The 21,580-nt window shown below is 69.9% G+C and carries 19 protein-coding genes; 14 read left to right on the top strand and 5 right to left on the bottom strand.

Annotated elements, in window-relative coordinates; all coding sequences use genetic code 11:
- Nucleotides 1–41: 41 nt before the first annotated feature.
- On the top strand, nt 42–1,031 hold the full coding sequence (locus tag VNG13_07730; protein HVA60413.1) for a YihY/virulence factor BrkB family protein: 990 nt from the start codon (nt 42–44) through the stop codon (nt 1,029–1,031).
- On the opposite strand, the gene VNG13_07725 is transcribed toward VNG13_07730, so the two are convergent.
- The 4 genes from VNG13_07725 to typA are packed head-to-tail and all read right to left on the bottom strand — an operon-like array spanning nt 1,011 to nt 5,720.
- Nucleotides 1,011–1,853 carry an ABC transporter permease gene (locus VNG13_07725; protein HVA60412.1) on the bottom strand — a complete coding sequence of 281 codons (843 nt, stop codon included), beginning with the start codon at nt 1,851–1,853 and terminating at the stop codon, nt 1,011–1,013. The genes VNG13_07730 and VNG13_07725 overlap by 21 nt on opposite strands.
- Entirely contained in the window at nt 1,840–2,790 is a 951-nt protein-coding gene (locus VNG13_07720; GenBank protein HVA60411.1) for an ABC transporter ATP-binding protein, read from the bottom strand. Before VNG13_07720 ends, VNG13_07725 begins: the two co-directional genes overlap by 14 nt.
- Nucleotides 2,787–3,806 (bottom strand): sigma-E factor regulatory protein RseB domain-containing protein, encoded by a 1,020-nt coding sequence (locus tag VNG13_07715; GenBank protein ID HVA60410.1) that lies wholly within the window; start codon nt 3,804–3,806, stop codon nt 2,787–2,789. Before VNG13_07715 ends, VNG13_07720 begins: the two co-directional genes overlap by 4 nt.
- Nucleotides 3,807–3,851: 45 nt before the next feature.
- Complete coding sequence (typA, locus tag VNG13_07710; GenBank protein HVA60409.1) at nt 3,852–5,720, bottom strand: translational GTPase TypA; 1,869 nt, start codon at nt 5,718–5,720, stop codon at nt 3,852–3,854.
- Between the two features lie 133 nt (nt 5,721–5,853).
- Between typA and VNG13_07705 the strand changes: the two genes are divergently transcribed.
- The 11 genes from VNG13_07705 (at nt 5,854) to VNG13_07655 (ending at nt 18,472) form a co-directional block, all read left to right on the top strand.
- On the top strand, nt 5,854–6,636 hold the full coding sequence (locus VNG13_07705) for a hypothetical protein (protein ID HVA60408.1): 783 nt from the start codon (nt 5,854–5,856) through the stop codon (nt 6,634–6,636).
- Nucleotides 6,633–7,655, top strand: a complete 1,023-nt coding sequence (locus VNG13_07700; GenBank protein HVA60407.1) for a BREX system ATP-binding domain-containing protein — start codon at nt 6,633–6,635, stop codon at nt 7,653–7,655. The genes VNG13_07705 and VNG13_07700 overlap by 4 nt, the downstream gene beginning before the upstream one ends.
- On the top strand, nt 7,652–8,941 hold the full coding sequence (locus tag VNG13_07695) for a BREX system ATP-binding domain-containing protein (GenBank protein ID HVA60406.1): 1,290 nt from the start codon (nt 7,652–7,654) through the stop codon (nt 8,939–8,941). Before VNG13_07700 ends, VNG13_07695 begins: the two co-directional genes overlap by 4 nt.
- Before the next feature lie 96 nt (nt 8,942–9,037).
- Nucleotides 9,038–9,880 carry a GNAT family N-acetyltransferase gene (locus VNG13_07690; GenBank protein ID HVA60405.1) on the top strand — a complete coding sequence of 281 codons (843 nt, stop codon included), beginning with the start codon at nt 9,038–9,040 and terminating at the stop codon, nt 9,878–9,880.
- A 417-nt stretch (nt 9,881–10,297) separates the two neighbouring features.
- Nucleotides 10,298–12,148, top strand: coding sequence for an ABC transporter ATP-binding protein (locus VNG13_07685; protein ID HVA60404.1), 1,851 nt, complete (start codon nt 10,298–10,300; stop codon nt 12,146–12,148).
- A 4-nt stretch (nt 12,149–12,152) separates the two neighbouring features.
- Nucleotides 12,153–14,108, top strand: a complete 1,956-nt coding sequence (locus VNG13_07680) for an ABC transporter ATP-binding protein (GenBank protein HVA60403.1) — start codon at nt 12,153–12,155, stop codon at nt 14,106–14,108.
- 42 nt (nt 14,109–14,150) lie between these two features.
- Entirely contained in the window at nt 14,151–14,774 is a 624-nt protein-coding gene (locus tag VNG13_07675) for an IS607 family transposase (GenBank protein ID HVA60402.1), read from the top strand.
- Between the two features lie 578 nt (nt 14,775–15,352).
- Complete coding sequence (locus tag VNG13_07670; GenBank protein ID HVA60401.1) at nt 15,353–16,531, top strand: hypothetical protein; 1,179 nt, start codon at nt 15,353–15,355, stop codon at nt 16,529–16,531.
- Nucleotides 16,532–17,262: 731 nt separating this feature from the next.
- Nucleotides 17,263–17,505 (top strand): type II toxin-antitoxin system prevent-host-death family antitoxin, encoded by a 243-nt coding sequence (locus tag VNG13_07665; protein HVA60400.1) that lies wholly within the window; start codon nt 17,263–17,265, stop codon nt 17,503–17,505.
- The gene (locus tag VNG13_07660) at nt 17,502–17,906 is read left to right on the top strand and encodes a PIN domain-containing protein (protein ID HVA60399.1); all 405 of its coding nucleotides are present in this window, start codon (nt 17,502–17,504) and stop codon (nt 17,904–17,906) included. The genes VNG13_07665 and VNG13_07660 overlap by 4 nt, the downstream gene beginning before the upstream one ends.
- A 254-nt stretch (nt 17,907–18,160) precedes the next feature.
- Entirely contained in the window at nt 18,161–18,472 is a 312-nt protein-coding gene (locus tag VNG13_07655; GenBank protein ID HVA60398.1) for a plasmid pRiA4b ORF-3 family protein, read from the top strand.
- Nucleotides 18,473–18,680: 208 nt separating this feature from the next.
- Here VNG13_07655 and VNG13_07650 read toward each other — a convergent pair whose 3' ends face one another.
- Nucleotides 18,681–19,031 (bottom strand): DUF6788 family protein, encoded by a 351-nt coding sequence (locus VNG13_07650; GenBank protein HVA60397.1) that lies wholly within the window; start codon nt 19,029–19,031, stop codon nt 18,681–18,683.
- A gap of 64 nt (nt 19,032–19,095) precedes the next feature.
- Between VNG13_07650 and VNG13_07645 the strand changes: the two genes are divergently transcribed.
- Together VNG13_07645 and VNG13_07640 are read left to right on the top strand one after the other, a co-directional pair.
- Complete coding sequence (locus tag VNG13_07645) at nt 19,096–20,010, top strand: hypothetical protein (GenBank protein ID HVA60396.1); 915 nt, start codon at nt 19,096–19,098, stop codon at nt 20,008–20,010.
- Nucleotides 20,007–21,509: a hypothetical protein gene (locus VNG13_07640; GenBank protein ID HVA60395.1), complete on the top strand. Its 1,503-nt coding sequence runs from the start codon at nt 20,007–20,009 to the stop codon at nt 21,507–21,509. Before VNG13_07645 ends, VNG13_07640 begins: the two co-directional genes overlap by 4 nt.
- Nucleotides 21,510–21,580 lie beyond the last annotated feature (71 nt).

Here is a 21,580-nt window from a genome sequence, read left to right as displayed (position 1 = left end):
GTTCAGTCCGGTGTGGAGTGCCCCACCCCTACCGTGGTTGAGTGGCATCCGCCGTCGAGACGCAGCCTGGCGAGGGCGGGGCCCTGCCCGTACCGGCCCGGCCGCACGGGCTGCCGGCCGCCTGGACGCTGGTCCGGGGCACCGTCGTCGAGCTGTTCCGGGACCGGGTCACCGGCCTCGCCGCGGAGGCGGCCTTCTGGGCGCTGCTGTCCCTGCCGCCGCTCGCGCTCGGGGTGCTCGGCACCCTCGGATACCTGCATGGGGTCCTCGGCGCCGACACGATCAACGACATCCGGCTGGAGGTGCTCAAGGCCGCGCAGGCCGTGCTCGCCCCGCACACCGTGACCACGGTCGTGCAACCGATCCTGAACAACGTCCTCACCTCCGGGCGGGCCGGGGTGGTGTCGATCGGCTTCCTGATCTCCCTGTACTCGGGCTCGCGGGCGATGAACGTCTACGTGGATGCGATCACGATCGCCTACGAGCTGCACGGCATCCGCGGGATCATCCGCAGCCGTCTGGTGAGCTTCGCCATCTACCTCGCGGGGGTCGTCGTCGGGATCGCCGTGCTTCCGCTGCTCGTCGCCGGGCCGAAGCTGGTCTCCCGGGCACTGTCCTCGACGGTGGTCGGGATCCTGTACTGGCCGGTCGTCGCGGTGGTGAGCACCGCGCTGCTGGCGACGCTCTACCACGTCGCCGTGCCGGTCCGGGTGCCGTGGCGACGGACCCTGCCGGGCGCGGCCGTGGCGCTCGCGCTGTGGCTGCTCGGCAGCTACCTGCTCCGGCTGTACCTGTCCACCCAGGTGACCGGCACGTCGGCCTACGGCCAGCTCGGTGCCGTCGTCGCCGTGCTGATCTGGCTCTACATCACTGCGCTGGCGGTGCTCGTCGGTGCCGAGCTCAACGCCGAGATCGACAAGCTATGGCCCACCCCGGTGACCGCCGCCGCCCGTTCCGCTGGCCGCGCGAACGCCGACATCGGGGCGCGGCAGAGCTGGCTCCAGCGCGGCTCAAACGGTGATGTCGGCTGAGCCGAACCTGGCCCAGGCGACCGCGCCGGCGACGACCGTGTACGACACCTGCACCCATATCCCGGCGAGCAGCGGCCCGGCCCGGGGGGCGGCCCGGAGCAGTTCCCCGAAGTCGAGCCAATGCTCGTCGAGCAGGTAGGGGTGCAACCAGGCGACCTGCGGCACCGTGTCGAGCACGGCGGCGACGATGACGAAGCCGAGCGTCAGGGCCATCGCCGCGACGGGCACCTCGGTCAGGGTCGAGAAGGCCAGTCCGATGGTGACCAGTCCGACCAGCGAGATCGCGACGTACCCGGCGATGCCGGCCGAGCGGAGCAGCCCGTCGGCCAGGCTGACCGTGCTCCCGGACAGCAGGGTGACCCGGCCGAACGGGAAGAGAACGGCGCCGGTGATCAGGGCGACGATGGCGATGGTGAACACGGCGCTGGTCGCGAACAGCAGTGCGGCCAGCCATTTCATGACGAGCAGCCTGGTCCGCCCCACCGGCACCGTGAGCAGGTAGCGCAGCGTTCCGCTGCTCGCCTCGCCGGACAGGCTGTCACCGGCGACGACGGCTACCACCAGCGGGAGGAAGACCGGAAGCATGACCACGAGGGCGCCGAAGACGAGGAACATGCCGTTGCCGGCGACCCGGTCGAGGAACTGGGGCCCCTGCCCGGTGTGCGGGCTGGACGCCTTCACCGCGATCCCGAGCAGCATCGCGCCGGCCCCCAGGACGACGAGCAGAACCTGGTTGCGCCGGCGTCCGTAGACGAGCCGCAGCTCGCTGCCCAGTGCCCGCCGAAACGCCCCGGGGTGGGCCGGCGGCTCAGCGGGCGACATCGAAACCCTCACCGGTCAACGCGACGAAGACGTCTTCGAGCGTGGCCCGTTCCACCGTGAAACCCCGGATCCGCACGCCAGCTCGAACCAGCGCGGCGACCACGTCTTCCGCCGCGGCGGAGCCCAGCGCGACGCTCAGCAGCGCGCCCTCGGGGCCGTCGGCGGTGGTCGCCACGTCGACGGTCGGCAGGCCGGCCAGGATGTCCCGGGCCAGGCCCGGGTCGGGGGTGGTGACCTGGGCCCGCCGGACGCCCTGGGCGTGCAGGTCCCGGAGCGAACCCTGGTATGCGAGCCGCCCGGCGCCCATGATCCCCACATGGCTACAGGTCTGCTCGACCTCGGCCAGCAGGTGCGAGGAGACGAAGACGGTGAGCCCGTCGGCGGCGACGTCGCGGATCAGCGTCCGCACCTCGCGGGTGCCCTGCGGGTCCAGGCCATTGGTCGGCTCGTCGAGCACCAACAGGTCACGCGGTCGGAGCAGCGCCGCCGCCAGCCCGAGCCGCTGCCGCATGCCCAGCGAGTACACCCGGTAGCGCTTTTCGGCCGCGGCGAGCAGGCCGACCCGGTCGAGTGCCGAGTCGACCCGGGCCGGCGAGGTCCCGGGGTCCACGGTCGCGTCCACCGCGTCCAGCCGGCGCAGGTTCGCCCGGCCGGACAGGTAAGGATGAAAGGCGGGCCCCTCGACCAGCGCACCGACCCGGGGGAGGAGTCGGGCCGACGCGCCGGGGATCGGCTGGCCGAACAGCTCGACCGACCCCTCGGTTGGGGAGATCAGGCCGAGCAGCATCCGGATCGTGGTGGTTTTGCCCGAGCCGTTCGGACCGAGGAACCCGTAGACCGCGCCGACCGGCACGTCGAGCGCCAGGTGGTCGACCGCCGCACTGGGTGCCCCCCGGAAGTGTTTGGTGAGCCCGTCGGTCGCGATCGCCGCGGTCATGGACTGCCGGCAACGTTGGCGAGTCGGTCGGGCGGGACCGGCCCGGCGATCAGCCGTCCCGACCGGGTGAGCAGCACGGAGAGCAGGCTGGTGGTGAGCAGCACACCCGTCTGGGTTCTACTGCCGAGTTCGGTGATGAGGGCGGCGGAGCCGCCGTTGAGGGGAAAATGGTCCAGGACGGCGACCGCGTCCCATCCATCCCCGAGCCTGATCTGCGTGCTCGTCGGCGTTCCGGAGCGGGCGGTGGTGAGCAGCTGGCCGGTCCCGACACCCGGTGGTGGGGTGAAGCTCAGCAGGGCAACCGGTGGCGCCGCGACCCGGATCGAGGTGAAGGTCAGTTCGACCGCGGGTGTGCTCGACCTGCCGAACAACTGGAGGCGCAGCGGGAGGTCGCTCTGCGGGTCGATCGCCAGCCGGAGCGAGCGCAGCAGGGTGTCCGGGCTGCGTGGCGCGAGGACCAGCTGGTAGCAAGGGCGGCCGGCGATCCGGACCGGTGGCCCGACGCCGCTCGCCGTGTCTGCGGCGGCTGCGGCCAGTAGCACGCCGATGCCGATGCCGGGCCGACCCGAACGGTTTGCCCGCGCCGGCGATCTCGCCGCGAACAGCGGGATCCGGATCACCGAGTTGTCGACCGAGTTGTAGATCCACACCAGGTGGCCGTCGTCGACGATGTCCTGCTCCTGGAGGCGGCCCAGGACGGCCAAGCGGAAACGACCGTCCGCGGCGATCCAGACCTGGACCGGATGGCTCCCGAGCAGCCCCAGCAACGGAGAGCTGCCCAGGGCGCCGTCCGGGAGGTCGGGTAGCCCGAGGTTGACGGTCAGCTCCGCCTCCCCGACCACGCCGGGGAAGTCGACGTGACCGAGCGCACCGAGCAGCTGCAACGGGGTCACGCCCGGCAGTCGTGGCGCCGGGCTGCCCGCGGCGAGGTCCGGGATTGCCGTGGCGAGTGCCACTAGTGCGGCCGCCAGGATCGGCACGAGCCAGCGGGCGCGCCGGCGGGGGACGGTCCTCACCAGGCCATCCTCGCCTACGGGGTTGGCCGATCCGCCGCCCTGCGCCTAATCCGCTGCGGCGTCGGCCGCCGCGCGCCGACCCCGGCTGCGGCCCCGCGCGGCTGCGGACAGCGTGACCTTGCGCAGCCGGACCATCGCCGGCGCCACCTCGATGCACTCGTCTTCCCGGCAGAACTCGAGGGCCTGTTCGAGGCCGAGCGGCCTCGGTGGCACCAGCCGCTCGAGCTCCTCGGCCGTTGACGAGCGCATGTTGGTGAGCTTGCGTTCCTTGGTGGGATTGACATCCATGTCGTCGGCGCGGGCGTTCTCGCCGATGATCATGCCTTCGTAGACCTCGGTGCCCGGGCCGAGGAAAAGCTGCCCGCGATCCTGTAGCGCGAACAGCGCATAGGCCGTCGTCACCCCCGACCGGTCGGCCACCAGCGAGCCGGTGGGCCGGGTCCGCAGCTCACCGTGCCAGGGCTCGTACCGTTCGAAGACATGGTGGATCAGCCCGGTGCCGCGGGTCTCGGTCAGGAACTCGGTGCGGAAACCGATCAGCCCGCGGGCGGGCACCAGGTACTCCATCCGGACCCACCCGGTGCCGTGGTTGACCATCTGCTCGAGCCGGCCCCGGCGCATGCCGAGCAGCTGGGTCACGACGCCGACGAACTGCTCGGGAACGTCCACGGTGAGCCGCTCTACCGGTTCGTGCAGCTTGCCGTCGACGTGGCGGGTGACCACCTGGGGCTTGCCGACGGTGAGCTCGAAGCCCTCCCGGCGCATCAACTCCACCAGGACGGCGAGCTGGAGCTCCCCGCGGCCCTGGATCTCCCAGGTGTCCGGTCGTTCGGTGGTCGCGATCCGCAGCGAGACGTTCCCGACCAGCTCGGTGGCCAGCCGGTTCTGGATCAGCCGGGCGGTGAGCTTGGTCCCGCTGCCGCCCGCGAGCGGGGCGGTGTTGACGCCGATGGTCATCGAGATGCTCGGCTCGTCCACCCGAAGCGCCGGCAGCGGCCGGGGATCGTCGGGATCGGCGACCGTCTCGCCCACCGTGATCTCCGGGATCCCAGCGAGGGCGACGATGTCGCCGGGGCCGGCCTGCTCGGCCGGGCGGCGCTCCAGCGCGTCGGTGATCAGGAGCTCGGAGAGCCGCACCTTCTCGATCCCGCCGTCGAGTCGGCACCACGCGACCAGCTGGCCGCGGCGGATCACCCCGTTGTGGATCCGGCAGATCGCCAGCCGGCCGAGGTAGGGCGACGCGTCGAGGTTGGTCACCATCGCTTGCAGCGGCACGGCCTCGTCGTAGCTGGGCGCGGGGACCGTGGTCAGCAGGACGTCGAACAGCGGGCGCAGGTCCGGACTGTCGGGTTGGTCGCCGTCCTTCGGGCGCTCGATCGAAGCCCGGCCGGAACGGGCCGAGCAGTACAGGATCGGGAAATCGATCTGCTGCTCGTCGGCGTCGAGGTCGAGGAACAGTTCGTACACCTCGTCGACGACCTCCGCGATCCGGGCGTCCGGGCGGTCGACCTTGTTGACGACCAGCACGACCGGCAACCGGCTCTCCAGGGCCTTGCGCAATACGAAGCGGGTCTGCGGGAGCGGTCCCTCGCTGGCGTCTACCAGGAGCAGGACGCCGTCGACCATGGCCAGCCCGCGCTCCACCTCGCCGCCGAAATCGGCGTGCCCGGGCGTGTCGACGATGTTGATGGTGACGTCGCCGCAACGGACCGCGGTGTTCTTCGCGAGAATGGTGATGCCCTTCTCGCGCTCGAGATCCATCGAGTCCATTACCCGGTCACGGACCGAGTCGTTCTCCGCCTGATGCGCGGAGAAGGCACCGGACTGCCAGAGCATGGCATCCACGAGGGTGGTCTTGCCGTGATCGACGTGCGCGATGATTGCGACGTTGCGGAGGTCGGCGCGGGTGGGCACGACTCCCGAGTCTACGGGTTGCGCCGAGCGCTTCGGCTCGGGGCCGGTTGGCTTCGGGTGGAGTACTCCCGAGATGTCCGAGCTGGACGGGTAGCGTCCTTCGTTGGGTCCGTGGTCCGGAGGGGAGTCGGCGATGTCGATTGGCTTGGAAGGCGCGCTCGGGGCCGCGCAGGCGCGGGCGGAGGCTACGTTGAAGGTGGCCAACGGGGTCACTCGCGAGCTTCGCAAGGCGCGGACGGCGGCCGCCGCCGGTCAGGTACGCGAACTGCGGCGCGCCCTGGAGGTGGCGGCGGGGCTGGCAACGGAGTTGGCGGCCGCGGCGGGTGAGGGCCGCGCCGCGTTCGACTTCGACGAGACCGCGTACCTGGCGTCGGGTGAGTACTCCAAGGAGCTGCTGTCGGTGGCCGCGGAACGCCGGATAGCGATGTTCGAGGAGGACGAGCGGCTGCTGTGCTACCCGTCCCTGGTCCGGGTCGTGCCGAGCGACTCGGCAATCGAGATCGACCGGCGTCGGGAGCGGCGCTTACGGCCATCGGTCGTGGTCGAGCTGCTGGCGGTGCTCCAGCAGCGTCCGCCGAAGTTCCGGGCCGATCAGTTCCTCGAAAGCCTCGCCTCAGGCTATGAGCTGGCCGTCGCTCGGACGGGCAAGAAGCCGGATGCAGTCGTTCGGCTGACCGACGTCTGGGCCGTCCTGACCTTGCTGCCCGGCCAGGCGAGGGATTACACCCGGCCCGAGTTCGCCCGCGACCTGTACCTGCTTGACCAGACGGGCACCCTGACGACCAAAGGCGGCCGGACGTTGCGCTGGCACGCGAGCAGCGGCACCCGCAACGCAGGCGTGCTCACCACCGTCGCCCAGACCGGCCAGCAGCAGCGATACTGGGGAGTGTCGTTCACCGCGCCAAACGCCCGATGACCGCGCCCGGGCCGGCCGCCGTGCCGCCGAGCGGTGTCCTCGGCGGCGGCGTCCTCAAGGTCGACGACTATGCGGCCTTCCTGGCCGACGAGTACCTGACGTGCTATCTGCCGGCCGGCGGGGGTGCGGTCAAAGTCGCGGTCGTCGGCGACGCCGGCGCGGCCGACCGGTTCGAGGCGACGCTCGCCGCTGCTGCCGCGCGTGTCGGCTGCCTGCACCTGGCGGTGTCCGCGGAGTCGACCCGACTGCATATGGTGGACCAGATCTTCTTTGCCGTCTCCAGGTCCCTTGACTGGGACGACCTGGCCGGGGCGCATGTCCGGGCGGCCTATGACGCCGCCGGCTTCCCGGTTCCGCCCGGTGACGGGCTGATCCTCGAGGCCGTCGCGCGGCTCCACGACGTCGACTCCCGTGAGCTCTACCGCAGCGTCCGCCGGGTGCTGGAGCGACGCCTGCTGGCCGACCAGGCGCTGGCCCCCGAGATGCGCCGCGCGATCCTGCGGCTCGCCCAGAGTCGGCTCGGGGCAGGTGACGTCGACCCGGCAGAACGCGAGGCGGTGCTCGGCTGGCTCCGAGGCGAATTGCGCTCGATCACCGCGTTGCGGGGGTCGCTCATCTACCAGCGGATCGGCCGGCATAACGCACGAGCGATGCTCACCTCGACGGCCGCCCTGATGTTGTCCGCAGGTCACGCCGGGCTGGTGCTGTATCTCGACTACACCCGCGTGGCGGAGGCGCGTCGGCCGCCGATCGATTCCCGTTCCGGCTTCTACTACGCGAAGGCCGCCGCGCTCGACGCATACGAGGTGCTCCGCCAGTTCATCGACGCGACGGACGAGTTCCGCGGCGCGCTTGTGATCGCTGTCATGCCGCCAGAGCTGGTGACCGACGAGACGCGCGGGTTGCCCGCGTACACCGCATTGCAGCTGCGCGTCGCCGATGAGGTTCGCGACCGTCGGCGGGCGAACCCGTTCGCCGCTCTGGTCCGCCTGGACGTGCGCTTGGAGGCGGTTCCGTGAGCAACCGCATGAGCGCCGAACAGGTCAGTCGCCGCCGCGCCGTGGAGGCGCTGCGCTCGGGTGTGCCGAGCTGGGACGCGGTCGCCGCCCTGGGTTCGGGTCAGCCCGAGGCCGAGGACCGGTTCACTGCGTTGCTCTCCGCGCTGGACGGTTCGATACCCGCTTCCGGCGCTTCGACGGCGCTGCTGGTCGGAGGTGGCTTCGGATCCGGCAAGTCCCACCTCCTGACGCATCTGGCCCATCTCGCGTTGTCCGCCGGCTTCGTGGTCAGCACTGTGGTGATCAGCAAGGAAACACCACTGCACGACCCGGTGAAGACCTTTCGGGCAGCGGTCCACGGCGCTGTCGGCCCCGGCCGCACCCACGGGGTCGTGTCGGACGCCGCGGCGTCACTCGACGCCGATTCCCCGCGTTACGCCGAGCTCAGCCGCTGGCTGAACGCGCAATCCGGTGCCCCGGACGAGCGCTTCGCGGCGACACTGCTCTGCCATGAGCGGTTGCGGGGTGGGGAGGTGCCGGGCAGCGACGAAACCGTCGACGCCCTCGTCCGATTCTGGGCGGGTGACCCGTTGCGAGTGTCCGACCTGCGCCGTGCCTTGCGGGCGGTCGGCGCCGGCGGGATGTACACCTTCTCCCCGATCTCCGCCCGTGACCTGGCCAGGCAGCGGTTCCGCTTCATCGCCCGGCTGCTGCGAGCCGCGGGGCACGCCGGCTGGGTGATTCTCTTTGACGAGGTCGAGCTGATCGGGCGGTACACCCTGCTTCAGCGCGGCCGGTCGTACGCGGAGGTGGCCCGTTGGCTCGACGGCGACGCAGCGCAGCGGGCGCCGCTCGTCGGTGTGCTGGCCATGACGGACGACTTCGAGGCGGCCGTGCTGTCCGGCAAGGACGATCGCGGGCAGGTGCCCGCGAAGCTGCGGGGGAGGGAGACCCCGGAGTGGGACGAGACGGCGACTCTCGCCGAGGCGGGCATGCGCCACATCGATCGAGACATGCTGTTGCTCAGCCCACCCGACCGTGGCGAGCTTGATCGAGCGTACTCGACGATCAAACAGCTGCACGCTGCCGCGTTCGGCTGGTCACCGCCGGACGTCTCGGGTTTGGAAAGACTCGGCGCAACACGGATGCGACAGTACGTCCGGGCCTGGATCAACGAATGGGATCTGATCCGGCTCGACCCCGGGTACCAGCCGCAGAGCGAAGCCATCCAGATCGCCAGCGACTATCGGGAGGACGAGGCGCTCGGCGGCAGCGCCTCGGGGGACGACCACGACGAGCCTGGCTAGTCGGGTATCTGGGATCGGCGCCGGATGCCCGGCTGAGGCACCCAGTCGGCGACGATGAGGGGGCAAATCCGTTGACCGCGGTGGTGAAATGTTCTGGTGTTGCACGTTGCTCGCGGTCTTTCGCCGCGTGACCTTCGGGCGATCGCCGACCTCGAGCGGCGCGTTGTAGAGGCCGACGGTGGTCGCCTGAAACTGGAGTGGGGCACGTTGCAGGCTCGCACCGGCGAGCAAGTCGAAGACCTGCTGTGGTGGGATGACGAGCATCTGCTGGGGTTCCTCGGCATGTACGCGTTCGGCTCTGCGCTGGAATTGGCCGGGATGGTCGCGCCGGCTGCACGTCGACGCGGTATCGGCGCCGCCCTGCTGGATGCCGCGCTGCCGCTGGCCCGTGTGCGTGGTCATCGGCGGGCGCTGCTCGTCGTCCCCCGCCCGTCCGAGGCCGGCCGCTCACTGGCGCTGGGTCGCGGCGCGACCCTGGACCATTCCGAGCATGCGCTCGTTCTCCTCGCTGAGCCGGCGGGCGTGCCCCGTGACACCGCGATGACGCTGCGCCGTGCGGGGCCCGCGGACGCCGCCCAGGTCTCCCGCCTGCTGGAAGCCGGCTTCGGGCACCCGGCGGTAGGGCTCGCTGAGCAGCTTGCCGCCGAGGGGGAGCAGACTCTGCTGATCGAGATGGCCGGCTCCCCGGTCGGCTCCCTGCGCCTGACGCGCCGGGGCGAGGACGCTGGGATCTATGGGTTTGTCGTCGACCCGGCTTGGCAGGGGCGCGGCGTTGGACGCGACGTGCTGCGGCGGGTCTGTCAGCAGCTTCGCCGGGAGGGGGCTCAGCGCATCTGCCTGGAGGTGGCGGTGGACAACGAACGCGCACTCGGGCTGTATTCGGCCATCGGGTTCGCCACCGTGACGACGGAGGACTACTACATACTGCCGCTGGGCTGAGCCCGCTCGACCCGATGCGACTTTCGCAACCGGTGGGTGCCGAACATGCGGCGCGGACGGCTGCCCGACCCGGGGGAGCCCGGCTCTGGTCGTGCCCGCGGCGGTCACTCAGCCAGTCAACACGACCCGAACTCCCTGATCACGGGCCCGACGAGTCGTCACTCCTGCCGCGCCGCACCCGTTCGATATTCTAACGATGTGTGGGTCGAACATTCCGACGCTGGCTGCCGCTGACGCGGCGGTGGACGAGCGTTTGACGGCCATCCTCGCTCACCTCGAGGGGAGCGAGGATCGGGTGGCGGCCCTCGACGACTCGGGTCGGTGGCGTGCCGCACTGCAACGTCACCGAGCAGCCAAGATCGCGGTACGGCGGGAAGCTGAAGGGGAGCGGGCCGTGGACTCTGGGGTCTTATGGCCGTGAGCGTGCCGACCGCGCATTCGGCCCCGGACGTCGCGGGCACGTCCACTTTCGTCCCGGTGGCGGTGCAACCGAGGTACCGGGCCCCGCGTTCTGGAATCGACCCGGTGCGGACGCACTCTTGGCTGCGCAGGGCGATGCCGCTCGTGCTCGCGCACCGGCGGGCCTTCGTTTCCGCGCTCGTGCTGTCCTTCGCGGGTCTCGTGATGACGGTGGAGATCCCGAACCTGCTCAACGAGGCTATTACCCGCTCGATCGCCTCGCATGTGACCCCGCTCGCGCACTATGTCCGATGGGTGCTGGTGCTAGCGGCGCTGGCCGCGGTCAGTGGCTACCTGGCGCGGCTGCTGCTGATGAGGACCGCGTACGGCCTCGAGTTCGATTTGCGCAACCTGCTCTACGAGCACCTCAGTCGCATGTCGTTCGGGTTCTACGACCGGGTGCAGTCCGGGCAGCTCATCTCCCGGGCGAACTCCGACATCCGTTCGGTCCAGATGTACCTGACGTTCGCGCCGTTCATCCTCGTGCAGTGTGCGATCGCCGTGGTCGCGTTCGGCTTCATGCTGTCCATCGACGTGCCGCTGGCGTTCGTGGCCATGGCCACGACTCCGCTCGTGTTCTTGCTCGGGGTCCGGATGCGCAACTGGATGTTCCCGGTGTCCTGGCTGATCCAGAGTCGGCTCGCCGACGTAGCCACGATCGTCGATGAGAACATCAGCGGGGTTCGGGTGGTGAAGGCGTTCGCCGCCGAGCCGCAGCAGTTGCGGGCGTTGGCGCGAGCGGCCGACAAGTTGCAGTGGGCTTACGTGAAGGACGCCGACCTGCGGGCCCGTTTCGCACCGCTGGTGCAGAACCTGCCGCAGGTCGGACTGGCCCTGGTGCTGCTCTTCGGCGGGTATCAGGTGCTGCACGGGCAGCTCGGGGTGGGAGCGATCCTCGCGTTCAGCGCCTACATCGTCATGTTGCAGGCGCCGTTTCAAATGCTCGGCATGCTCGTCATGATGGGGCAGCGGGCGGCGGCCTCCGCGGGGCGGATCTACGAGATCCTCGACGAGATGCCAACGGTCGTGGACCGTCCGGGCGCGGTGGATCTCGTCGGGGCCGCGGGCGAGGTCCGCTTCGATGCGGTCGACTTCAGCTACGGGCCGGATCGGTCGGCCGTGTTGCTCGGCTTCGACGTCGGCTTGGCTCCTGGGGAGACGGTCGCCCTGGTGGGCCGGACCGGGTCCGGCAAGTCGACGGTGGCGCGGCTGCTCACCCGCTTCTACGACGTCGACGCCGGGGCGGTTCGCATAGACGGGTTGGACGTGCGGGACCTGACGCTGACGAGCCTGCGGGCGAACGTCGGCATCGTGCTCGACGAGCCGTTCCTGTTCTCGGTGTCGATCCGCGACAACATCGCCTACGGCCGGCCCGCGGCGACGCTCGCCGAGGTGGAGGCGGCGGCCCGGGCCGCGGGGGCGGAGGAGTTCATCCAGGAGCTGCCCCACGGCTATGACACGGTCGTCGGTGAACGCGGCTACACCCTGTCCGGCGGTCAGCGGCAGCGGATCGCGTTGGCCCGCACCCTGCTCGTCAACCCACCGATCCTGGTGCTCGACGACGCCACGAGCTCGATCGACGTCGAGGTCGAGCAGCGGATCCACGACGCACTGCGCGTGCTCATGCGAGGTCGGACGACATTGATCATCGCGCATCGACTGTCCACGATCAGTCTGGCCGACCGGGTGCTCCTCCTCGATGAGGGTCGGATCGTCGCCGACGGCACCCACGCAGAGCTGATGGCCAGCGTGCCCCTGTACGTGCAGGTGCTGGCGCAGGCCGACGCCGACCCGGACCCGGACGGCTGACCGCGTGGCTTGGGACGTGGGTGGCGCGGGATTCGGCGGTGGACCGCGTGCGGGGGCCAACCCCGGCGGGGGCCTGCCGTTCGCCGGGGTGCCATCGGAGATGCAGCCTGGCGTGGACGCCCTGCTCGCGGGCGAACCCGAACACGGGGAGCCGGCCGCGCAGTTCAGCTACTCCGAGCCCGCGAGGGAGCGAGCCGGACTGACCCTGCGCCGGCTCCTGTTCGCGCACTGGCGTTCGGGGGTCGTGGCGGTGGCCCTCGTTGCGCTGGTGAGCGTCACCAACCAGGCCGGTCCCAAGCTGGTGGACATCGGAATCGACGACGGCATGCTGCGCCATCACAGCTTCGCCACCATCGTCGTGGTCGCGGTCATCTACCTGCTCGCGACCGTGGTTACCGCGCTGGCCCAGCGGTCCCTGGCCCGGGTCACCGGGCGGCTGGCGGCCTGGGTGATGAACGACCTGCGGGTGCGCGTGTTCAGCCACCTACAGCGGCTCGGCCTCGACTTCTACACCGGTGAAAAGGCCGGCGTCGTCATGACCCGCATGACCTCGGACATCGAGAATCTCCAACAGCTACTCCAGGACGGGCTGGCGCAGATCGCCGTGCAGGTGCTGACCATGCTGGTCATCGCCGGCCTGCTGTTCTCGATGAACGTCAGGCTAGCGGCGATAACGCTGGTTCTAATCGTGCCCGCCCTGACGGGGATGTCCCTGTGGTTCCGCTCGCGGTCGGAGCGTGGCTACCAACGGGTCCGCGACGGCATCGCAAACGTGCTAGCCGACTTGTCGGAAAGCCTCCACGGCGTGCGGGTGGTCACCGCGCACAATCGGCAACGGCACAACGTGATCCATCACCGCAACGTTGTCGGCGCCTACCGGGACGCCAACATGTACACGGCGCAGATCGCCGCGATCTACGGCCCGGGTACCCAGGCCCTGGGCTACCTGGGTCAGGCGGTTCTGCTCGCGGTCGGTGGCGAGATGGTCCTGCACCACTCGTTGAGCATCGGAGAGCTCGTCGCTTTCTTCCTCTACCTGAACCGATTCTTCGCGCCGATCCAACTCCTTGTTCAGCAGTACAACACCTATCAGCAGAGCCAAGCTTCGATGGTCAAGCTGCGGACCCTGCTCGCCACGACGCCGAGCGTCGCAGAGCTGCCGGACGCCGCCCCCCTGCCGCCGATCGAGGGTCGGATCGAGTTCGAGGACGTGACCTTCGGCTACGACCCGGCCACGCCGGTCATCTCGCAGGTGTCGCTGCTGATCGAGCCGGGCGAGACCGTGGCTTTCGTCGGGCCGACGGGAGCCGGCAAGTCGACCCTCGCCAAGCTCGTATCCCGCTTCTACGACCCGACCGAGGGCCGTCTGCTCATCGATGGCCACGACCTGCGCCAGGTGACGCTTCAGTCGTTACGCAAGCAGGTCGGGGTGGTGCCCCAGGAGCCGTTCCTGTTCGCCGGGACGCTGCGGGAGAACATCGCCTTCGCCCGGCCCGGCGCCACCGACGACGAGGTCGAGCACGCCGTCGGCGCGGTCGGGCTGAGCGAACTGATCTCCGGGATGCCGGACGGCGTCGACACCGTCGTTCACGAGCGGGGGCAGTCGCTGTCTTCCGGGGAGCGGCAGCTGATCGCCCTGGCCCGAGCGTTCCTGGCCCGGCCGCGGGTGCTTGTCCTCGACGAAGCCACCTCGAACCTCGACCTTCGGTCCGAAGCCCGGATCGAAGCGGCGCTCGACCTTCTCCTCGACGGCCGGACCGCGATCCTCATCGCGCACCGGCTCACTACCGCGATGAAGGCCGACCGGATCGTCGTCGTGGACGACGGGGCGATCGTCGAGTCCGGCTCGCACGCCGAACTCGTCGATGCTGGCGGCCGTTACGCGCAGATGTACCGAGCCTGGATCACCCACGTGGAAGACCAGCCCTGCGGGGTAGAGAACTGCTCACCTAGATGGTAGTAGTTAGTAACTCATGGGCGTTCGTGGTAGTAGGGTGATCGTGTGAAGTTGGCCGATTGGGCTCGGGCGAACGGCGTGCACCCGAAGACTGCGTATCGGTGGTGGCGGGCGGGGACGTTGCCGGTGCCGGCTCGCCAGGTCAACGCCAGGGTGATCTTGGTCGACGACCCAGGTATGGCGGCGCGGGCTAAGGGTGGGGGCGGCGTCGGGCTGTACGCCCGGGTGTCTTCTCCCGATCAGCGTGCCGATCTTGACCGGCAGGTGGCCCGGCTGAGCGAATGGGCGGCTAAGGCGGGAAGGCGAGTCGAGCGCGTCGAGGCGGAGGTGGGCTCGGGGATGAGCGGGGCTCGCAGCAAGGCGCGCCGGTTGCTCGCTGACCCGAAGGTGACCACGGTGGTCGTCGAGCATCGGGATCGTCTGGGGAGGATGAACATCGAGTTGGTCGAGGCGGCATTGTCGGCCCAGGGTCGCAGCGTGTTGGTGCTCGACGCGGGCGAGGTCGACGACGATCTGGTCCGGGACATGACCGAGGTGCTCACCAGCTTCTGTGCCCGCCTGTACGGGCGGCGTTCGGCCAGGAACAGGGCGGAAAAGGCGCTGCGTTGCGCCGGGCACGACGTAGGACCGATGGCACTGTCACATGCCGGTGGGAAGATCGCGCCATGACTACCACGGCCTGTCTGGGCGAAGCGAGGCGCGTGCTCTCCGTGCTGCCGCCGGTGCTGAAGGCGCTGCGCTGATGGGCCGTCGCCGCCGTTTGCGGACTGTCGCCGCCCCCTTCGTAGTGGCGCCGCCGGCCGGGGCGAGGGTGCGCACCCGTTTGATGGCGGACGACGTCGACGCCGAGGTGCTGTGCGCACTCGGGGAGCATCTGGGATCGCTGGCCGGAGCTGACCTAGCCCGACGCTGCGCTGAGGGCCGTTTGGACGCCAAGGGTGCTGCGGTGTCGCGCCGGGAACGCAAGGCCGCCCTGACCTCATCGTGCTCGTCGCGTTGGGCGGGTGCGATCACCCGGACTTCCGAGGACGCCTGGTGCCTGGCCGAGCGCAACCTGGCCGCCGAGGCCCGCAGCCTTCGGGCCAGGATCGGGCGTATCCGAGCCCGCCTTGGCGTCGCGGTGGGCGAGCGGCGAGGTAAGACCCGCGGATATGCGACCACCGCCGAGCGCTTCGAGAAGGGCCGCCGGCTCCAGGCACTCCAGTTTCCGTCTCGGCGAGGTCAGCTCCGGTCTCGAAGCGGGTCGGGTGTCGATCTGCCGGGGCGGGAAGCGCTTGGCCGCTACCCGCCACCACCTCGACCAAGCCGGCCTGAGCGAGCACCGGTGGCGGCGCCGGTGGGAGTCGTCGCGGTGGTTCATCACCGCGGACGGCGAGGCGGGAAAGACGTGGGGCAACGAGACCATCCGCTGGCACCCCGACCAGCATTGGCTGGAGGTGAAGCTGCCAGCACAACTGTCCCATCTGGCCAACGCTCCCCATGGCCGCTATCGAGTGTCGACACCGGTGAGCTTCCCCTACCGCAATGACGACGTGGCCGCCCAGGCGGCCACGGGGGCGGTCCGCTACGACATCTCCTATGACCCCGACAGGGCCCGCTGGTACCTGGACGCGTCGTGGAAGACCGACCCCGCCATCGTGGTGCTCGACGACGTGCGCCGTGATCGTGTCCTGGCGGTCGACTTGAACGCCGGGCACCTGGCTGTCGTTGTCGTCGACGCCTCGGGCAACCCGGTGGGTGCGCCGGCCACGGTCCCCCTGGACCTGGCCGGGTTGCCGGCGCCGACCAGAGACGGGCGCCTGCGCGCCGCCATCTCCGAACTGGTGGGCATGGCTCGGGCCAACGGCTGCCGTGCGGTCGTGGTCGAGGACCTCGACTTCGCCGAGGCTCGGGCCGAGGGACGCGAGCACTCCGGGCGCCGCCCCGGCCGGGGCCGGCGGGGACGGGCCTTCCGGCGCCTGGTTGGGGGCATCCCGACTGCGAAGTTCCGGAACCGGCTCACCCAGATGGCCACCAACGCCGGGCTGAGCGTCATCGCCGTCGACCCGGCCTACACATCACGTTGGGGCGTCGAGCACTGGCTCGGCGCCCTGCACGATATCTCGCCCGACGCGAGCGGCCACCATGCGGCGGCCCTGGTGATCGGCAGACGCGGGCTCGCACAGCGAGCACGGCGACGGGAAAGGTGTGACTCGACCCGACCAGAGGATCGGCAACAGAGAGCTACCGACTCCGCCGTGCGGCCCACGCCGGCATCGCCCGGCCTGCGCGAGCAGCGAAACAGGGAACCCGGAAACAGCGAGGCCCGGGGGCAGCCGCACCAGCGGCAGAGGACCCGACCGGCCGAACCACCTCCCCGGGCGACCAGGACGCCGAAGACCGCTCGCGGCGCCCCGAGGAGCACTGTCCCAAGTGCTACCTCGTAAAGGAACGGTGTGAGGAATCGGCACCCCGCGCTGCGGTGCGGGTACGCAGATGCCGGTCACGCGCCGACCGTGGCGTTTTCCGCTGGCCCGCGATTCCAGTACCAGCGCATTACCTGGCGCGATGCGAAGTAACCTGCAACTGATCCTACGAGGCCGATGAGAAGGTTGAGCCAGCCAGGCCAACCCAGCCAACCCGGGATACGCGAGCCGATCGCACCAGCTGCTCCGAAGATCAGAATCGGCACGAAACCCATCCAGGCATCCCGAGGCCGAACGTCGCGCCCCACGCCCGTATAGCGACATGGCCGCAGCATCTAGACCACCGCGGTGATCCCCCATCACCTCCTGGAGCGTTGCCACCTGAGCGGCAATGGGGGGAAGCTGGCACCGCCGGCGCGAAAGGCCTCAACTCCCGCATCCAGGCGATCCGCGTTTCCGCCCGGGGCCACCGCAATCGGGAGCACTTCAAGACCGCCATCTACTTCCACCTCGGCGGGTTGCAGCTTTACCCTCAAACCCACGGACTTTCCCGGATGAGCCTTTTCTTCGAGCGAGTTCGAATACGGCGATCTGGTGGAGAAGATGATCTCTATTCAAACCCGGCTGAGCTGCGGGAACGCCCCGATGCACTGGCTTGGAGATCGTCCTAGGCACCGACTCGCCCCACGACACAGCCGGTCCTGCCACGATCCTGACGTGGGAGAACGAACCGATGTGCTACGCTATCGCACATGAAGGTCGGCGTGCGTGAACTCCGCAATCAGACGAGTCAGGTCATCGATGCCGTGCGGGCTGGCGAGCGGGTGGTCCTCACCGTGCACGGCGAGGCGGTCGCCGACATCGTGCCCCACGGTCAGCGGGCTCGCTGGCTGCCCGGTGATCATCTGTGGCGGGAACTCGCCGAACGGGCAGCCGACCCGGCGCTTCGTGACGATCTCGACAGCCTCGCCGGACAGACCCTGGACGAGCTTTGAGCGAGCCGGCCGGCCTCCTCGACACCTCGGTGTTCATCGCCCGAGAGGTCGAGCGACCACTCGGCGAGCTGCCGGCCCGGGTGACGGTCTCTGTGGTCACCATTGGCGAGCTCGAACTAGGAGTGCTAAGCGCCGTCGATGCGGCCTCCCGGGCTCGCCGGGGTGACACCCTGGCGCTCGCCAAGACGGCGGAGCCTGTCCCGATCAGCGAGTCAATCATGGGGGCGTGGGCTCGGCTCGTGGTCGATTGCCGTACCGCCGGTATCCAGCGGACGGTCAAGCTCATCGACGCGCTGATCGCCGCGACTGCGATCGACCTCGGCTTGCCGGTGGTGACCCAGGACGACGACTACGACCAGATGGCGAGAGCGCACCGAGCACTCCACGTCCTCAAGGTGTAACGGGCCGGTGCCAGGACGGATCTACCAACTGAAAGCCACGATCGTTGGCACCAAGCCGCCGGTATGGCGTCGGGTTCTCGTACCGGAGGCAGCCACGCTCCTTCGGCTCCACGAGGTGTTGCAAGCGGCCTTCGGCTGGTGGGATTCCCACCTGCACGAGTTCGAGATCGACGGTGTCCGCTCCGGCACCGACGACGGAGAGGGCTGGGGTCCCCCGCCGAGGAGCGAACGCCGGACTCGGCTGGGGGGCGTAGATCGAGGAAGGAACGACCTTCGAATACGTCTACGACTTCGGCGACAATTGGCAGCACAGGCTCGTGGTGGAGAAGATCGTCACTGCCGCGCCGGGTACGACCTACCCGGCCTGCGTCGCAGGACGCCGAGCCTGTCCTCCCGAGGACTGCGGAGGCGTGTGGGGCTATGCCGACTTCCTCACCGCCATCAGCGACCCGACACATCCCGAGCACGACTCGATGCTCGAATGGGCGGGCGGCGCCTTCGACCCCAAGGCGTTCGATCCCAGCGACTTCTCCCACCGCTTGCAGCTCGGCCGGTTCGTCGAGTGACGTAGTTGTCGGAGAGCAACGCGTCTCTCACCACACTCCGTCGAACAACAGTTCGTCCAGCTCGCGACTCACAGTTCGAATAGCGCCGCGATCACTCGATTTGGTTGGTGAGGTCTTCACGTAAGGGTTTGACCTGGGATTTCGTTGGGTTGTCGGGGGGCGGTGCACGGGTTAACAAGTGATCATCCACACCGGCCGGGCTGGCGGGCTAATGCCGTTTGCCGGTGCGGGGGTCGTTTTCAAGGGTGGCGATGCCGAGCGCCTCGAGTTGGGTGAGTAGCTCGCGGACTCGCCGGTGGTTGTCGACCCAGGGTTGGTAGTCCGCGGCTTGGTCTTGGCTGAGCCATCGGCCGACGGTTTTGGCGGCTATCTTGCGGGTCCATTGCCAGTACGGGCCGTGGCGTTGCGGGGGGTCTTGGCGGCAGCGGCAGGTGGGGTGCCCGCAGCGGGTGAGCCGGGAGCCGATCGAGCCGGGCAGGAGCTGCCCGGTGCGTGCGATCGCGGCGAGTTCGGCGGTGATGCGCCGGGCTTCGGCTCGCGCGACCGGGTCGGGACGCATGGTTCTACCTTGACACGGCATCGAGATCCACCCCTTCCAGGGTATCTTACGGTATATAGACCGTGTGAACGGGTTGCCGGTCCTTGATCCGACGGTGGCCGCGGCGATCGACCGGTGGCGGCCATGGTCGCTGCCGGAGCCGGCCATCACGTTCGCCCGCTCGGTGGTAGCCGCAGCCGGGCCACCCAGCGCGGAGCGGGCCCGCAACCTGTTGTGGGCGACGGGGAAACTGGCCGCGTTCGGCGTGTCGGTCGGGCTGTGCTGCGAGCCTGAGGTGCTCCTGCACCCGTCGGTGATCGAACGGTTCGCCGTCGCCGGTTGCGCCACGGCGTCCCCGGCGGCGCGGCGCACATGGCGGACGAATCTACGGTTCGTCGCGTCCCGGGTCGGGCCGCCGTCGGCTCCGCCGCCGGCACGACTGCCCCGGGAGAAAGCCCAAGTTCCTTACACCAGTGCCGACATCGCCGGTTATCTGGGCTTGGCCGATGCGCAGCCCACCCTGGCTCGGCGGATGCGGCTGTCCGCGTTGATCTGCCTGGGTGCCGGAGCCGGGTTGATCGGCGCCGACCTGCGTGGGATCACCGGCGCCGACGTGCACCCGCGCTCGGGCGGGGTCGTCGTCGACGTGCGCGGCCGGCGCCCGCGGGCCGTGCCGGTGCGCGCCAACTACCACGATCGGCTGCTGGCGGCAGCCGCCTTCGCCGGCACCGCCTCGCTGATCGGCGGGGTGAACGAAACCCGCCGTAACCTGACCACTCCGCTGGTGTCCTCGCTATCGGGTGGGCTGGACCTGCCGCGGCTGCACGCGGGCCGACTGCGGGCCACCTGGCTGACCGACGCTGCCGCCGGACTGGGTCTTTCTGCGTTCATGACCGCCGCCGGGATCGTGTGCTCACAGCGCCTCGGCGACCTGCTCGCCACCCTCCCCCCGGTTGACGAGGCGAGCGCGGTCGTCCTCCTCGGCGGCACCCGGCGGTGAGCGAACCGAGGACCCTGGCCCGGCTGGAAGCCGTCGTGGACCGCGCCGCGGTGGCCATCCGCGTCGAGTTGGCGCTCCCGATCGGTGGCCGGCCCCGCCAGCTACCGGTCCGCACCCTGCTGCTCGGCATCCTGCTGGCACTAGCCGATGGCCGCCCCGCGCACCTGACCCGAGTCCACCACGCGCTAGTCGCGCTACCCGAGGCCGACCAACGCCGGCTACAGGTCCTGCTCGACTGGGCCGCCGGCCCGCACCAGCTCACCTACCGGCAGGTCGAACGCACCTACCGCCTCGTGGTGCGCGCGCTAGCCAAAGACCTCCCCAACGGCACGCCCAGCGCAGCGCTCTCCCAACTCGTCGACGCGCTGCTGGAGGCCAGCGTGCCCGAGGAGCACAAGACGGCGAGTAGCGCGCTAGCCATCGACTGGAGCGACCACGAGACCTTCTCCAACCCGCCCGCCGAGAAAGGCGGCCCGTGCGCGGACGACGAAGCCGCCTGGGGACACCGCCGCGGCGGTGCCCCGGGGCAGAAACACGAACTGTTCTACGGCTACTACCTGCAAGCCGCCACCATGGTCAACGAGGAGACCGGACCCCCCGTGCCCGAACTCGCCCGCCGTATCTCACTCACCGCCTGCGACCACGACCCGGTCCGCGCCTTCCTCCCCGTCCTGGCGAACCTGACGGCCACCGGCGTAGCTCTCGGCGACGTACTCGCCGACTCCGGCTACGCCCACCGCGACGCCGAAGCCTGGGCCCTGCCCCTGCGCCAGCTCGGCGCGGCACTGGTCACCGACCTGCACCCGCACGACCGCGGGCCCAAAGGCACCCACGCCGGCGCGGTCATCTCCAACGGCAACCTGTACTGCCCGGCCACCCCGCGAGCCCTCCTCGAACTAGGCCCGCTCGCCCGCGGCGCCAGCGAACAGCAAACCGCCGACCACGACCGGTCCACCACCGAGCTCTCCCACTACAAACTCGGCCGGATCACCAACCACGACGCCGACGGCTACCACCGGGTCACCTGCCCGGCCACCACCGGCAAACTCCGCTGCCCCCGCCGAGGCGAATCGATGACCCTCGGCTACCAGCGTCCCGAAGTGCTCACCCCACCCGAACCCGCCCCGGTCTGCTGCACCCAGCGCACGATCACCGTGCCACCGGAAGTGACCGCGAAAACCGCACAGAAACACGACTACCCCTCCCGCGCCCACCGGGCGTCCTACGCGCGTCGCAGTGCCGCCGAACGGACCTTCGCCACCGCCAAAGACCCAGCCAGCAACGACATCAACCGGGGCTGGTGCCGACTGATGGGACTCACCGCCATCACCGTGTTCGCAGCCTGCCTATTCGTCGTGCGCAACGAGCGGATCCTCACCGCCTACGACAACCGGCAAGCCGACAACACCCGACGACTCACGGCCGGACTCCCACCGAGGACCCGCCGTCGGCGGCGGCGCACCCTCGCCGACCTCGTCACCGCCGCCACCCCGCCCTAGCCGGCAACGACCCACCCCGCTCCACCGAAAGCCAGCCGGCCGGTCGCGCGCGGCCCAAACATCCCGCCCGG

This window comes from Mycobacteriales bacterium (assembly GCA_035533475.1).
Lineage (GTDB): Bacteria > Actinomycetota > Actinomycetes > DATLTS01 > DATLTS01 > DATLTS01.
This window is presented reverse-complemented; position numbering and strand designations above follow the sequence as displayed.